Annotated in this window: 13 protein-coding genes; 5 read left to right on the forward strand and 8 right to left on the reverse strand. The window is 57.8% G+C overall.

All coding sequences use genetic code 11. From position 1 onward, the window contains the following. Positions 1 to 367 precede the first annotated feature (367 nt). Positions 368 to 1,771 carry a multidrug transporter subunit MdtD gene (gene mdtD / locus AC2CF9_RS11700; protein ID WP_484557098.1) on the forward strand — a complete coding sequence of 468 codons (1,404 nt, stop codon included), beginning with the start codon at positions 368 to 370 and terminating at the stop codon, positions 1,769 to 1,771. Here mdtD and rbsR read toward each other — a convergent pair. From rbsR to AC2CF9_RS11735, 7 genes are all read right to left on the reverse strand, one after another. Then, positions 1,768 to 2,751 carry a ribose operon transcriptional repressor RbsR gene (gene rbsR, locus AC2CF9_RS11705; RefSeq protein ID WP_039381369.1) on the reverse strand — a complete coding sequence of 328 codons (984 nt, stop codon included), beginning with the start codon at positions 2,749 to 2,751 and terminating at the stop codon, positions 1,768 to 1,770. The genes mdtD and rbsR overlap by 4 nt on opposite strands. 13 nt (positions 2,752 to 2,764) lie before the next feature. Next, a complete protein-coding gene (rbsK, locus tag AC2CF9_RS11710; RefSeq protein ID WP_484557099.1) occupies positions 2,765 to 3,694 on the reverse strand; it encodes a ribokinase in 930 nt (309 codons plus the stop codon). Positions 3,695 to 3,757: 63 nt separating this feature from the next. After that, positions 3,758 to 4,633 (reverse strand): ribose ABC transporter substrate-binding protein RbsB, encoded by an 876-nt coding sequence (rbsB, locus tag AC2CF9_RS11715; protein ID WP_039381376.1) that lies wholly within the window; start codon positions 4,631 to 4,633, stop codon positions 3,758 to 3,760. 27 nt (positions 4,634 to 4,660) lie between these two features. Further along, complete coding sequence (gene rbsC / locus AC2CF9_RS11720; RefSeq protein ID WP_484557100.1) at positions 4,661 to 5,632, reverse strand: ribose ABC transporter permease; 972 nt, start codon at positions 5,630 to 5,632, stop codon at positions 4,661 to 4,663. Then, positions 5,629 to 7,137 carry a ribose ABC transporter ATP-binding protein RbsA gene (rbsA, locus tag AC2CF9_RS11725; RefSeq protein WP_484557101.1) on the reverse strand — a complete coding sequence of 503 codons (1,509 nt, stop codon included), beginning with the start codon at positions 7,135 to 7,137 and terminating at the stop codon, positions 5,629 to 5,631. The genes rbsC and rbsA overlap by 4 nt, the downstream gene beginning before the upstream one ends. 7 nt (positions 7,138 to 7,144) lie before the next feature. Next, the gene (rbsD, locus tag AC2CF9_RS11730; protein ID WP_150017767.1) at positions 7,145 to 7,564 is read right to left on the reverse strand and encodes a D-ribose pyranase; all 420 of its coding nucleotides are present in this window, start codon (positions 7,562 to 7,564) and stop codon (positions 7,145 to 7,147) included. A 215-nt stretch (positions 7,565 to 7,779) separates the two neighbouring features. Further along, on the reverse strand, positions 7,780 to 8,178 hold the full coding sequence (locus tag AC2CF9_RS11735; protein WP_150017769.1) for a YgiW/YdeI family stress tolerance OB fold protein: 399 nt from the start codon (positions 8,176 to 8,178) through the stop codon (positions 7,780 to 7,782). A gap of 178 nt (positions 8,179 to 8,356) precedes the next feature. Between AC2CF9_RS11735 and qseB the strand changes: the two genes are divergently transcribed. After that, on the forward strand, positions 8,357 to 9,019 hold the full coding sequence (qseB, locus tag AC2CF9_RS11740) for a quorum sensing response regulator transcription factor QseB (protein WP_150017771.1): 663 nt from the start codon (positions 8,357 to 8,359) through the stop codon (positions 9,017 to 9,019). After that, a complete protein-coding gene (gene qseC, locus AC2CF9_RS11745) occupies positions 9,016 to 10,389 on the forward strand; it encodes a quorum sensing histidine kinase QseC (protein WP_484557102.1) in 1,374 nt (457 codons plus the stop codon). The genes qseB and qseC overlap by 4 nt, the downstream gene beginning before the upstream one ends. Here qseC and kup read toward each other — a convergent pair. Further along, complete coding sequence (kup, locus tag AC2CF9_RS11750) at positions 10,358 to 12,226, reverse strand: low affinity potassium transporter Kup (RefSeq protein WP_150017774.1); 1,869 nt, start codon at positions 12,224 to 12,226, stop codon at positions 10,358 to 10,360. The two genes, qseC and kup, sit on opposite strands and share 32 nt — an antisense overlap. 285 nt (positions 12,227 to 12,511) lie before the next feature. Here kup and ravA point away from each other — a divergent pair, with 285 nt between their 5' ends. Further along, positions 12,512 to 14,008: an ATPase RavA gene (gene ravA, locus AC2CF9_RS11755; protein ID WP_150017776.1), complete on the forward strand. Its 1,497-nt coding sequence runs from the start codon at positions 12,512 to 12,514 to the stop codon at positions 14,006 to 14,008. Then, on the forward strand, positions 14,005 to 15,465 hold the full coding sequence (gene viaA, locus AC2CF9_RS11760) for an ATPase RavA stimulator ViaA (RefSeq protein ID WP_150017778.1): 1,461 nt from the start codon (positions 14,005 to 14,007) through the stop codon (positions 15,463 to 15,465). Before ravA ends, viaA begins: the two co-directional genes overlap by 4 nt. Positions 15,466 to 15,508: the final 43 nt, after the last annotated feature.

Below are 15,508 nucleotides of genomic sequence, written 5' to 3' on the forward strand. Positions count from 1 at the left end.
GCGCCTTAAGCGTCTGCTGCGAGGTGGCGTATATTACGCTTTCCTCTTCCGGAGTCAACCACTTTTTTCAGCGTTTTCTCCGGCGGGGTGAATCGCTTCACGCCCTGCTGAGTTCGTCTGCGTTGCCGCTTTGCCGTCTCAGTGGTGGCGCATTATAGGGAGTTCTCGCCGGGTGACAAGTGTTTATTGCAAAAAAATAGCTGAGCGTCTCTTTTTTGAGCGAAAGCGTTAAAAACAGGCATTATATGGCCAATTAATGGCCAAAATGGCCTCGTAAGAGGCACAAATCAACGTCATCGCCTGTAACTGCAATGCTATTCTTTTCTGATAATGCTGTTTGCCAGCACCACTAATAGAAGGATTTTCGATGATTCGTTCTGCGCGCAGTATGGCTGGCTTGCCGTGGATAGCCGCAATGGCGTTTTTTATGCAGGCACTCGACGCAACCATTCTAAATACAGCGCTGCCGGCCATTGCCACCAGCCTTGAACGCTCCCCCCTTGCTATGCAATCCGCCGTTATCAGCTATACCCTGACTGTCGCAATGCTGATACCCGTCAGCGGCTGGCTGGCCGATCGATTTGGCACGCGCCGTATTTTTATCATTGCCGTTTCACTGTTTACGCTGGGATCGCTGGCCTGTGCTCTGTCGGGTTCGCTGTCTATTCTGGTGGTGTCACGCATTGTGCAGGGTGTGGGCGGTGCTATGATGATGCCGGTGGCGCGTCTGGCTTTGCTGCGTGCCTATCCGCGCAGTGAACTGCTGCCGGTGCTTAACTTTGTGACAATGCCGGGTCTGGTCGGGCCTATCCTCGGACCGATGCTGGGAGGCCTGCTGGTTACCTACGCTAGCTGGCACTGGATTTTCCTGATCAATATTCCCATTGGTATTGCCGGTATTTTTTACGCGCGTAAATATATGCCGGATTTCACCACGCCCAAGCGCCGCTTCGATTTTTTTGGCTTTCTTCTCTTCGGCCTGGGGCTGGTGCTGATCTCAGTGGGCATTGAGCTTTTCGGCGAGCGCATTGTTGCGTCATGGCAGGCGTTACTGGTGCTGTCTGGCGGCTTTGTACTACTGCTTCTTTATATAATGCATGCGCGGCGCCATCCCGCACCGCTGATTGGTCTGCCGATGTTCCGCACCCGTACCTTTTCTGTCGGTATCCTCGGCAATATTGCAGCGCGTCTCGGAACCGGCTGTATCCCCTTTCTGATGCCGCTGATGCTGCAGGTGGGCTTTGGCTATCCGGCCATTATTGCAGGCTGCATGATGGGGCCTACAGCGGTAGGCTCGCTGCTGGCTAAATCGACGGTGACGCAGGTGCTGCGCCGCTTTGGCTATCGCCGCACCCTGGTGGGCATTACCATCATTATCGGTATCCTGATCGCCAGCTTCTCGCTGCAGTCGCCGGGTGAGGGCGCGGTTATGCTGCTTACAGCACTGTTTATGCTGGGCATGGCGATGTCAACGCAGTTCACCGCGATGAACACGATTACACTGGCCGATCTGAATGATGACAACGCCAGCGGCGGCAATAGCGTACTGGCGGTAACGCAGCAGGTCTCTATCAGCTTTGGTGTCGCGGTCAGCGCGGCGGTGCTGCGCTTTTACCAGGATTTTGAAAGTACGACCGTGCAGCAGTTCCACGCTACGTTTCTGACAATGGGCGCAATCACTGTGCTTTCTGCCGCCGCGTTTCTGTTACTGCGGCCGGGCGACGGGCGTAACCTGATTGCCAATCGGGAAAAGAAAAAGAAAACCGCTTAAACAGAACCGCGTTCCACCAGCTCCGGCGTCAGCACCAGCGTTTGCTGGCTGGCGTCGGGGGCGCCCATGCGGTGAATCAATGTATCGATCGCCAGCTCGCCCAGCTCATCTTTTGGCTGATGTACCGTGGTCAGCGGCGGTGTCAGATAGCGGGCCAGTTCGATGTTGTCATATCCCATAACCGCAATATCCTGCGGTACCTGCAGGCCCGCCTGATACAACGCGTGATAGACGCCAACGGCCATCGCATCGTTGCTGGTAAACACAGCCTCCGGTACCGGCTCCAGCGCCAGCAGCTGCGTCATAGCATTGAATCCGCCCTGGAACTCAAAGTCGCCATCAACCACATAACCATCAGGTACCGTTAAACCGTGCGCCGCCATCGCTTTATGAAAGCCTTCAAGGCGAAGCCGCGCCGGCGTTTTGTCCTGCGGTCCCGCAATACAGGCAATACGCCGGTAGCCTCGTTCAATCAGATGGCGGGTCGCCATTTCGCCGCCCAGTAAGGCATTATCCTGAATGATATCGCCCCGTCCTTCGAACGGTGCCCAGTCCATCATCACCATCGGCACCGAGGGATAACGATTCAGGATCTCAGCCGAAGGCAGATGCGTCTCCGTGCACATTAGCAGCAGGCCATCCACGCGCTTTTGCATCAGCGTTTCCAGGCTACGATTCATGCGCTCCTCATCCCCTTCGGTATTGCACAGGATCAGGCTATAGCCGCGTTCGTAACAGCTGTTTTCCACGCCGCGCACGACCTCAGCATAGAAAGGGTTGCTGCTGGCCGTCAGTAACATACCGATAGTACGCGTCTGCCTGATCTTCAGGCTGCGCGCCAGCGCCGAAGGGGCATAGTTCAGCTCACGGATCGCCTGTTCAACCTTTTCGCGCACCTGCTCGCTGACAAAGCGATTGTTATTGATCACATGCGAAACGGTAGAGGTTGAGACGCCCGCCTGACGGGCAACATCTTTCATGGTAGCCAAGCGCTTATCCCTGTTGCTGCAGGAAAGCGTCGATCTCTCGGCGCCACGGTACAGCTGGCTGGGCACCGGGCCGCGTAACGGCAATCGCCGCTGCCGCATGCGCAAACCGTACCGCATCATGCATCGCCATGCCTTCCAGCCGCGCGGTAATAAAAGCACCGTTGAAAGTGTCACCTGCGGCAATGGTGTCAACGGCCTGTACGTTAAAACCGGGAATGCGCTCGCCGTTACCCTGTTCGCTCAGCCATACGCCGCGCCGCCCCAGCGTAATCAGCACGGTGTGGATCCCTTTGGCATGCAGCACCTGCGCTGCCTGTGCGGCCTCAGCGTCACTGGTAACGGCAATCCCGGTCAGGATCTCCGCTTCGGTTTCGTTAGGCGTAATAATGTCAATCTGTGCCAGCAGTTCATCTGTCAGCCTCGTCGCAGGCGCCGGATTGAGGATCACCTGCGTGCCGTGCTGTCGCGCAAGCTGCGCTGCCGTCAGCACGCTTTCCAGCGGGGATTCCAGCTGCATCAGCAGCGCCTCAGCGTCAGCGATCACCTGCTGATGACGCTGCACATAGTCTGGCGTCAGCGCGGCGTTTGCGCCGGCATAAATGCCGATGTTGTTTTCACCTTCACCGTTGACGAAGATCATCGCCACGCCGGTTGCCTCTGACGGGATGGCTTCAACCGGCGCGATATCAACATTGTCGCGCTGCAGCTGCTCACAGATGCGTTCGCCCGTGTCATCGCCGCCTACACAGGCGATAAAAGCGATGTCAGCACCCGCGCGTCCGGCTGCCACCGCCTGATTAGCGCCTTTACCGCCAAACGCAATCTGATACGCCTTACCGATAACGGTTTCACCGGGGCGCGGGAAGTGACTCAGGTTCAGGATATGATCGGCGTTGATGCTGCCCATTACCGCCAGTTTTGCGCATTTACTCATAGGGAGAGATCCAGGAAGTTGCGTCACCCTGAGGGTGACGCGAGGCCACGCTTTTCTTTGGTTTTATTTAGTGACGAGTTTCAGGTCAACCGGGTTGATCGCCTGCACTTTTTCACCTTTCAGCACTTTGTCTGCGGTATCCACGCCAATCATACCAATCTTGTCCGGCATCTGCGCCACGGTTGCGGTCAGTTTACCGGACTCTACCGCTTTCACACCGTCAGCCGTACCATCAAATCCGACCACCAGCACATCGGTTTTACCGGCCGTCTGCAGCGCACGCAGCGCACCCAGCGCCATCTCATCGTTTTGTGCAAAGACCGCCTGCACATCCGGATGCGCCTGCAGCAGGTTCTGCATCACGTTCAGCCCTTTAGTACGATCGAAGTCAGCCGGCTGGCTGGCAAGAATAGCAAATTTGTGTGCGTCAGCGGCCTGTTTAAAGCCTTCACCGCGCTCGCGCGCGGCTGATGTGCCGGCGATGCCCTGCAGCTCAATGATTTTTGCGCCGTCACCCACTTTTTTCGCAATAAAATCACCCGCCATTTTACCGCCAAAGCGGTTGTCAGAGGCGACGTGGCTCACTACCTTGCCCTGTGCTGCCATACGGTCCAGCGTGATCACCGGGATATTTGCCTGGTTAGCCATTTTTACGGCGTTGCCAACAGCGTCGGAATCTGTCGGATTGATCAGCAGCAGCTTAGTGCCGCGAACGGTCAGATCCTGCACGTTAGCCAGCTCTTTTGCCGGGTTGTTCTGGGAGTCCAGCACCACCAGGTTGTAGCCAAGCTTGTCCGCTTCTTTCTGAGCGCCATCTTTAAGCGAGACAAAGAAGGGGTTATTGAGGGTAGAAACCACCAGCGCAATCGTATCCTTAGCCATCGCGCCGGCACTCAGGGTGGCGCCAAGAATGACGGCCAGTGCAGTTAATTTTTTCATTTACAGGATCCTGTGTGAGGGTCAGAGTTATTTACTGCTTTTGTTATCTACCAGCACCGCCAGTAAAATCACGACGGCTTTAACAATCATCTGGTAGTAGGAAGATACGCCCATCAGGTTCAGGCCATTATTCAGGAAGCCCAGAATCAGCGCGCCAATCAGCGTACCCATAATACGGCCTTTACCACCTGCCAGGCTGGTGCCGCCCAGTACCACCGCAGCAATCGCATCCAGCTCATAACCGGTGCCAGCCGTAGGCTGTGCTGATGAGAGGCGGGCGACTTCAATCGTGCCCGCCAGCGCCGCCAGCAGGCCGCTCAGTGCATAAACGGTAATTTTGACGCGGTTAACGCTGATGCCTGACAGCCGGGTAGCGGCCTCATTACCGCCCAGCGCATAGATATAGCGGCCCAGACGGGTGTGGTGCAGCATGTACCACGCCAGCGCAAACACCAGCGCCATCAACCATACCGGCGTCGGGATCCCCAGCGGACGACCGATACCGAACCAGCCAAACAGATCGGCATTTTCACTGAAGCCGGTATTCACCGGACTCCCGTCGGTGTAAACCATCGTGACGCCGCGCAGCAGCAGCATCATTACCAGCGTGGCGATAAACGCCTGCACCCTGCCGCGCGCAACTATCACGCCGGTGATCCCGCCAATAAACGCGCCCAGCGCCAGGGAAGCGGCAACGGCAACCAGCGCATTGACCTCAATGCCGACAATAGACGCGGCAACCGCACCGGTAAGCGCCAGCAGCGATCCCACCGACAGGTCGATGCCTGACGTCAGGATCACCAGCGTCATCCCCACCGCCATAATGGCGTTGACCGAGGTCTGCTGCAGAATGTTGAACATGTTGGCCAGCGTAAAGAAGTTCGGGCTCTGGCTGGCGACCACGGCGATCAGCACAATCAGCGCAATCAGTGACTTCTGCTCCAGCAGCCAGCTTTTGCTGAACCAGCGGCGGCTGGCAGGTAGGGTGTGGGTACTCATACGACTAAATCCTCGCTGTGTTGCTTACCGACCGCCGCCGCCATCAGGGATTCCTGGGTAGCCTGCTCGCGGGAAAATTCGCCACTGATATGGCCTTCATGCATCACCAGAATGCGATCGCTCATGCCCAGTACTTCCGGCATTTCCGATGACACCAGGATGATGCTCAGCCCTTCCGCTTTGAACTGATTAATTAACTGATAAATCTCTTTTTTGGCACCCACATCGACACCGCGCGTGGGTTCATCCAGGATCAGCACGTCCGGACGGGTCATCAGGCCGCGGGCAATCGCCACCTTTTGCTGATTACCGCCGGAGAGCAGGCCAATTGGCTGCATCATTGAGGGCGTCTTTACATTGAACAGGCGGATAAAATCGCCTACCGCCAGCTGCTCTTCCGCATGTTTCAGGTTACCGCCGGCGTGGCTGAAATAGCGCAGCGCCGTCAGCGACATGTTCTCTTTTACCGACATTCCGAGCACCAGTCCGTCGCGCTTACGATCTTCAGAGATATACACGATACCGCTGGCGAGCCCCTCCTGCGGCGAACGTACGGTCACAGTACGGCCATTGAGCGTGACGCTGCCGCTGCGACGCGGCAGGGCGCCATACAGCACTTTCATCAGTTCAGTTCGCCCGGCTCCCATCAGCCCTGAAATCCCCAGAATTTCGCCTTTGCGCAGGGTAAAGCTGACATCCTCCACACCTGAGCCACAGAGCTTTTCAACCTGCAGGCGGATTTCACCGGGCGATTGATCGAGATGGGGATACTGATCTTCCAGCTTGCGTCCCACCATCATCTCAATCAGCTGCTCTTCGCTCAGATCGCTGACGGCGCGTTCGGCAATAAACTGCCCGTCACGGAAGACGGTTACGTCATCGCAGATCTCAAAAATTTCTTTCATACGGTGCGAGATATAGACGATGCCGCACCCCTGCGCTTTCAGTTCATTGATAACGTGAAACAGCGACAGCGTTTCGGTATCCGTTAGCGCATCCGTCGGCTCATCCATGATGATGACGCGCGATTCAAAACTGAGTACTTTGGCAATCTCTACCATCTGCTGGTCGCCAATTGAGAGATCGCCCACCAGTTTGTGGCTGCTGAAACGCAGGTTGAGGCGCTTAAGCAGCGCCTCTGCCTCGCGATGCATCTTTTTCCAGTCAATACGACCAAACCGGTTTACAAACTCCCGGCCGAGGAAAATATTCTCCGCCACGCTCAGCTGCGGGATCAGATTAAGTTCCTGATGAATAATGCCGATGCCTGCCTCCTGCGACGCTTTAGGGCCGGAGAAGGCCACAGGTTCGCCCAGCCACTGCAGCGAGCCGGCGTCCATGGTATAGATGCCGGTCAGCACCTTCATCATGGTGGATTTACCGGCCCCGTTTTCGCCCACCAGCGCCATAACACGCCCCGGATAGACCGCCAGCGAGGCACCATTCAGCGCCTTTACGCCAGGAAACGACTTTTCGATTCCCTTAAGTTGCAGTAATGGTTGCATAGCGGCCTCAGAAGGTGACGCCGGCGCTCAGGATGACATTCGCATACGGAGAACACTCTCCGCTGCGAATGACCGCCTGACTGCGCTGCGTCTGTTGTTTGAACTGTTCATGACTGATGTAACGGACGGTGATGCTATTCCCCTGGTGCTGTTGCAACGCTTCGAGCACGGCGAGCAGCTGGCTGTGAAGCTGCGGATTGTGTTCTTTTATCTCCTCCGCAATCAGGGCGCTTTCTACCTGCATCTCCTGTGTAACTACCTCCACAACCTGTAAAAATCGGGGCGTACCGGGCGTTAACGCCAGGTCAATACGCAGAGGGCCGTGCGGAACAGGCAGACCCGCGTCCGCAATAGTCAGCGTATCGGTATGCCCGAGGCGGGCAATCACATGAGAGAGTTCAGCGTGTAACAGGCGACCTTTTTTCATTTCATCCACTCCACAGCGAAACGTTTCGCTATGGAGCAGTGTATAAAAGCAGCATAGTAACGCAATGACACCATCACGGAAGTGTGATCGTCATCGAAACGTTTCGCTGTCAGCCGGGAAAATTTGGGTAAGGGAGTGCTGAGTGGCGGAGAGCATAATGATATGGCCCCCACCAGAATGAATGAAGCCACTCAGGCAGTGGCTTCACAGCAGAGTTATGGCAGCTTGCGAACCTGTTTTACGTCAAGCTCAGTGGCGTTAAAATCTTTATCCAGCTCGCCCGTCAGTTCGACGCGATCTTTTGGCGTAATGGTCACGCCGTTCCAGCGCTTGTGGTCAATTTCCACTTTCATCGTGCCGCTGCTGTCGCGGAACAGATAATCTTCATCGCCAGTCTGCTTTTCCAGCGTCCCGCGCACGGTGATCCAGCTGTCATCTTTCATCTCTTCAGCCTGTTTTACCGTCACGACGCTGGCTTCGCCCGCTTTAAAACCGCCCGCTTTGTTACTTTGTGCGGCTGGCGCAGCGGGATCCATAAAGCCGCCCTGCGGCGCAGCAAGTACCGGTGCGGTGGCCAGGGCAATCAGGGTCAGTAACGCGATACGTGTTTTCATTAGTTACCTCATTTCTGTGAACAGGTGGAATATCAGCAGTAGACCAGAGAGTTCTTAACAGGATCTTAAGGAGCGCTGTTTTTTGCCGTTGCATGAAAAATAGCTGAAAATTGCGCTGCTGCGCTGTACAAGGCCCGGCTGGCTTCGTATAACTCGCCTGTAGCCGGGGGAGAGCACAATGCGCATTTTGTTGATCGAAGATGACACGCTGATTGGTGACGGGCTAAAGGCTGGCCTGACGAAACTGGGATTCAGCGTCGACTGGTTTATATCCGGCGAAGCGGGCTATCAGGCGCTGGGCGCGGCGCCCTGGGATGCGGTGGTGCTGGATCTGTCGCTGCCGGAACGCGACGGGCTGGAGATCCTGCGCCAGTGGCGCGCTGCAGGCGCGGATATTCCGGTGCTGATCCTGACCGCACGCGACGCGCTCGACCAGCGCGTACAGGGTTTACAGCTGGGCGCCGATGACTATCTCTGCAAACCGTTCGCCCTTACCGAAGTGGCTGCGCGCCTGCAGGCGCTGATCCGTCGCCGGCATGGTCAGCTGCAGCCGGAGCTGCGGCACGGCAATGTTGTGATGCAGCCAGCCAGCCACAGCGTCCTGCTGAATGGCGAACCGCTTGAATTAAAAAGCCGGGAACTGGCGCTGCTGGAGCTGTTTCTGCGTCATCCGGCGCAGGTGCTGACGCGCAGCCAGCTTGAAGAGAAGCTCTACAGCTGGGACGACGATGTCTCCAGCAACGCGGTTGAGGTACATATTCATCATCTGCGCAAAAAGCTGGGCAGTCAGTTTATCCGCACCGTGCACGGTATTGGCTATACGCTGGGAGCGGCAGAATGAGCCTGTTTGTACGCCTGGCAACAGGTTTTGTGCTCCTGATCCTGCTGTGCGGAGCCAGCGCCGGCTGGAGCGCGTGGCAGCAGACGCGCGACACGGTTAATGAACTGTTTGATACCCAGCAGATGCTGTTTGCCAAACGGCTGCTGGCGCTCGATCCCACCAGCCTGCATCAGGCTGTATTACCCCGAACCAAAACCCTTTTACGCCATCACCGCGGCGATCAGGATGATGACGCCCTGGCATTTGCGGTGTTCCGCACCGACGGTACGCCGCTGCTCAGCGACGGCGAGAACGGGCGCGGGTTATCGTTTGATACGCGACGCGACGGCTTTCGCGACGGGCAGCTGCGTGACGACGATGAGCGCTGGCGTCTGCTCTGGCTGACGTCACCTGATAAACAGTATCGCGTGGTAGTGGGGCAGGAGCAGGAGTACCGGGATGATATGACGCGCGATCTGGCGTCCGCCACCCTGCTGCCGTGGCTTGTCGCGATGCCGTTTATGCTGCTGCTGCTGCTCTTGCTGGTGTGGTATGAACTGCGGCCGCTGAAGCAGCTGGCGCACCGGCTGCAGCAGCGTGCGCCGGATGACGCGACCACGCTGCCGGTTACGCATCTGCCGCGTGAGGTACAGCCGCTGGTAACGGCGCTCAACGATCTCTTCGGACGCACGGCGCAGCTGGTACAGCGCGAGCGTCGCTTCACCTCCGATGCCGCCCATGAACTGCGCAGCCCGCTGGCTGCCCTGCGCGTGCAAAGTGAGGTGATCCAGCTGGCCGAAGATGATGAGCAGGTGCGACGGCGGGCGCTGCAGCAGCTCGATAGCGGTATCATCCGTGCGACCCGGCTGGTGGATCAGCTGCTGACGCTGTCGCGCGTTGAAGCGGACGATCTGCGCAGTGAGTTTCAGCCGGTCGCGCTGCTCCCGCTGCTGCAGGCGCTGGTCGCTGAACATCTGCCGCAGGCCGCAGCGCAGCAGACAGAAATCACACTGACCAGCGATGCCGCGCCGGTGATGAACGGTCATCCGCTGCTGCTGGGCCTGATGATACGTAATCTGCTGGATAATGCGCTGCGCTATGCGCCGGCACAGAGCCGGATAGCGCTGCGGCTGGAGACGGACAGCATAGTGGTTGAAGATAATGGTGCGGGCGTATCGGACGAGCAGCTGGCGCGGCTCGGCGAACGCTTCTGGCGCCCGCCCGGCCAGGTCCAGAGCGGCAGCGGCCTGGGGCTGTCGATTGTGAAAAATATTGCGCAGCTGCACGACCTGCAGCTGCACTTCAGTCACGCCGTGCCGCAGGGGCTGCGCATCACGCTAATCCGGCAACGCAGCGGCGCTAAATCTCGACCTGCGTACCCAGCTCGATAACACGGTTAGGCGGGATTTCAAACTGATCCGGCGCGCGCAGCGCATTACGCTGCAGCGTCAGGAACAGTTTGCCGCGCAGGCGCAGATACCAGGGCCGCTTACCGATGATCAGCGATTCATGCGACATAAAGAATGAGGTCTCCATCATCCGGCAGTTAAGCCCCTCCAGACCGCAACGGTGAAAAATCTCCTCCACATTTGGCGTCTCGCGCCAGCCGTAGCTCGCCACCACACGCCAGAACGTAGGCGACAGCTGTTCAATGGTGACCCGGCGTACGTTATGCACATAAGGTGAATCTTCCGTACGCAGCGTCAGCAGCACCACGCGCTCATGCAGCACCTTGTTGTGCTTGAGGTTATGCAGCATCGCGAAGGGGATCACGTTCAGCGCACGCGACATATATACCGCCGTACCCGGTACACGTACCGGCGGTGATTTCTCCAGTGAAGCGATCATCGCATCGAGCGAATTGCCGTGCTCATGCATGCGGCGCAGCAGACGAAAGCGCTCACTTTTCCAGGTCGTCATGATGATGAACATCATCAGCGCCAGCGTCAGCGGCAGCCAGCCGCCGGAGAAGACTTTAATCAGATTAGCGGAGAACAGCGACACATCAATGCAGAGCATCGCGGCCAGCATCAGCATGACCAGATAGCGGTTCCAGTGCCAGTTCTGAATCGCCACCGTGGCACAGAGGATCGCCGTCAGCACCATGGTGCCGGTCACGGCAATGCCGTAGGCCGCCGCCAGATTACTGGAGTGCTCAAAACCAACAATCACAATCACCACCGCGGCGTAGAGCAGCCAGTTAATGACCGGAATGTAGATCTGTCCTGACTCCTCTTCAGAGGTGTGAACAATGCGCATCGGCGGCAGATAACCGAGCCGCACCGCCTGACGCGTCAGGGAAAAGACGCCGGAGATCACCGCCTGTGAGGCGATAACCGTCGCCAGCGTGGCGAGCAGCAGCATCGGGATCAGCATCCAGTCCGGTGCCAGCAGGAAAAACGGGTTCTTTATCGCTTCCGGATGCGCCAGCAGCAGCGCACCCTGGCCAAAATAGTTCAGCACCAGCGAAGGCAGCACCACCACAAACCACGCCAGACGGATCGGAAATTTGCCGAAGTGCCCCATGTCCGCATAGAGCGCTTCGACGCCGGTGATCGCCAGCACCACCGCACCCAGTGCAAAAAAGGAGACCGACTTGTACTGAACGAAGAAGTGCAGCGCCCAGTAAGGATTCATCGCGTGCAGTACATCAGGGTTATTCAGGATGCTGCGCGCGCCCAGCACGGCCAGCACCAGAAACCATACCAGCATAACCGGCGCAAACAGCTTGCCTACGATACCGGTGCCCTGTTTCTGGATCATAAACAGCAGCGTCAGCACGGCAATCGCCAGCGGGACGATCCAGGTGTCGAGACCGGGCGCGGCGATCTCCAGTCCCTCAATCGCTGAGAGCACCGATACGGCCGGGGTGATCACCACCTCACCATAAAAGAAGCTGCCGCCAATCAGCCCCATGATCACCAGAACGGCTGTGGCACGCGCGCCGGTGTGGCGACCCGCGAGCGACATCAGCGTCAGAATTCCGCCTTCACCCGCATTGTCCGCGCGCATGACGTAGCTGATATATTTCAGCGAAACCACCAGAATCAGCAGCCAGAAGATCAGCGACAAAAAGCCGAATACCGCTTCGCGTTCAACGCCAAAGCCGAACTGGCCGGAAAGGCATTCACGTAAGGTATACAGCGGGCTGGTGCCAATGTCGCCATAGACCACGCCGATTGCAGCCAGCGTGACGGCGCTAAGAGACTGTTTCTTATCCGAGCTCATAGGGTGTCTTGTGTTGGAGCCGTTGCGACTCAGGCCATCAAAAAGCGCACAGTATGCACATAATTGGCAGAAACCAACAGACAGCGCTGATGATAATACGCAGCGTAATCTGCTTTTTCGCCGAAAATCCTGCAGAAAACGGGCTAAAAACCGCACGTTGTGCTGCCACAACCTTCTGAAACAAAAAAGCTGACGGCTATCAACGCATTCAAGCATGATAAACAGTAGAGTATTGCGCTCGCCAGACCGTAACGGCACCAGGTTCAGAAGGACAATGATGTGATTATGGCTCAACCCCATCTGTTGGCAGAAAGAATTTCCCGACTGAGTAATGCGCTGGAAAAAGGGCTGTATGAACGGCACCATGCCATTCGCCTCTGCCTGCTGGCAGCGTTAAGCGGCGAAAGCGTTTTTCTGCTCGGCCCGCCCGGCATTGCCAAAAGCCTGATCGCCCGTCGCCTTAAATATGCTTTCCAGCACGCCCGCGCGTTTGAATATCTGATGACCCGTTTCTCCACGCCGGAAGAGGTGTTTGGCCCGCTGTCGATTCAGGCACTGAAAGATGAGGGCCGCTATCAGCGTCTGACCAGAGGCTATCTGCCGGATGCGGAGATTGTCTTTCTGGATGAGATCTGGAAAGCGGGTCCGGCCATTCTGAACACGCTGCTGACCGCCATTAACGAACGCCGCTTCCGGAACGGCGACTGCGAAGAGGCGATCCCGATGCGTCTGCTGGTGACCGCTTCAAACGAGCTGCCGGAAGCTGACAGCGGCCTTGAAGCACTCTATGACCGCATGCTGATCCGCCTGTGGCTCGATAACGTACATGAGAAGCAAAATTTTCGCAGCATGCTGACCCACCAGCAGGATGAGAACGTCAATCCGGTTGCGGAGTCGCTCTGCATCAGCGATGAAGAGTATCTGCAGTGGCAAAAGGGCATCAGTCAGGTAAAGCTGCCTGACGATGTGTTTGAGCTTATCTATCAGCTGCGTCAGCAGCTGGAAAACCTGCCGGATGCGCCCTACATCTCTGACCGCCGCTGGAAAAAAGCGATTCATCTGCTGCAGGCCAGCGCCTTTTACAGCGGGCGCACGGCGATTGCGCCTATCGATCTGGTTCTGCTGAAAGATTGCCTCTGGCACGACATCGCTTCGATGACGCTGCTGGACCGGGAAATGGATGCGCTGATGACGCAGCACGCCTGGCAGCAGCAGGCGATGCTGCACCGGCTGCAGCAGATCAATGCGCAGCGTCTGCAGCTGCAGCAGCAGCAGAGCGTGGCGCAGGCGCTGACGCTGGAGAAACACAGCGGCATGTTCAGCCGTAAGCCACATTATGAGCTGCCGGAGTCGGTTGCCGGCGAACAGCTGACCCTGATGCTGCAGCAGCCGCTGACGCTGCACGATATGCAGGTCAGCCATATAGTGGTAAGCCGTGAGGCCCTGGTACAGTGGCTGCTGAAAGGCGGAGATATACGCGGCAAGCTGAACGGCATCGGCTTTGCACAGTCACTCGATCTGGTGGTCGATACCCATCACTGCCTGACGTTACGCGATGTCAGCCTGCAGTCTGCGCGCCTGACGCTGCCCGGAGCGGCGAGCCTGCAGGCGCTACCGCCGGAAATCGTTGATGAATATGATGCGCTTGAGGCCCGCCTGCGGGCGCAGCGGGCGCTGTTCAGCCAGCATCAGCGCTGTCTGTTTATCAGCGATGACTGGCTGGCACGCATTGAGACCAGCCTGCAGGATGTGGCAGAGCAGCTGAAACAGGCGCGGAAATGATCTCGCTGGAGACGCTCAGCACGCTGCTCTCAATTGGTGAAACGGAGCTGATTGATGAGCTGCTTCTGGCGCTGCTGGCCACACCGCAGCTGACGCTGTTTTTCGAAAAATTTCCCCGCATGAAGCAGGCGATGCTGCGCGATCTGCCGCGCTGGCGCGCTGAAATCGCCGGGCAGATGAGAGCGACGCCGGTGCCCGCCGTGCTGGCGCAGGAGTTTCAGCTGTTTGAGCAGTTACAGCTGCTCAGCAGCCGTGATTTCAGCGCTCAGCTGCCGCACCTCCTTGAGCAGCTGCAGAAGCTGCCCTCTCCTTTTCTCACCGAAGCCGGGACGCTGCTGCAGCGTAATGAAGGCCCGGAACTGAGCAACGCGCAGCACCGGCTGTTCCTGCAGCGCTGGCGACTGAGCCTGACGCTGCAGACGCTGACGCTGAATGAAACGTTACTGGAGGCGCAGCGTGAACGGCTGCTGGCGGAACTGCAGCAGCGTATGGCACTGAGCGGCCAGCTGGCGCCGGTGCTGAGCGATGAAGATGAGGCTGCCGCCGGCCGGCTGTGGGATCTCAGTAAAGCCTCGCTGCAGCCAGGCGACTACACACTGATTGTGCAATATGGTGAGTTTCTGGCGCAGCAGCCGGAGCTGATGCAGCTGGCCCAGCAGTTAGGCCGCAGCCGCGAAGCCAAATCGGTGCCGTCACGCGATGCGCCGCTGGAAGCGTTTCATCAGCTGGTGCATGAGCCAGATAACGTGCCGGAAGAGGTCAGCGGCATTCATCAGAGCGATGATGTGCTGCGCCTGCTGCCGCCGGAACTGGCCGCGCTCAGTATCAGCGAACTGGAGCTGGAGTTTTACCGGCGCCTGGTAGAAAAACGCCTGCTGACCTATCGCCTGCAGGGTGATGCCTGGCATGAAAAAACCGCGCTGCGGCCGGTGAGCCATCAGCAGCATGAAACAGAACCGCGCGGTCCGTTTATTGTCTGTGTGGATACGTCCGGCTCCATGGGCGGTTTTAATGAACGCTGCGCCAAGGCCTTTTGCCTCGCGCTGCTGAAAATTGCCCTGGCAGATCGGCGTCGCTGCTACATTATGCTGTTTGCCCATGAAGTGGTCGGCTATGAGCTGACCGCCGATAACGGCATTGAACAGGCGATTCGTTTCCTCAGCCAGCGTTTTCGCGGCGGTACCGATCTGACGGCCTGCCTGAGTGCCGTGGTGCAGCGCATGGAAGGCAGCCAGTGGCAGGAAGCGGATGCGGTGATCGTATCGGACTTTATCGCCCAGCGCCTGCCGGAAGAGCTGATTAAGACCATAAAGCAGCGACAGCGGATGCAGCAGCAGCGGTTTCACGCCGTGGCGATGTCCGCGCACGGCAAACCCGGCATTCTGCGTATCTTCGATCATATCTGGCGCTTCGATACCGGGCTGAAAAGCCGCCTGCTGCGCCGCTGGACGCGCTGATTCATCTGACAGACACGCCTGTTTGCTATAGTGAATGACCCGC

It is taken from the genome of Pantoea sp. SYBGC1 (genome assembly GCF_057197005.1).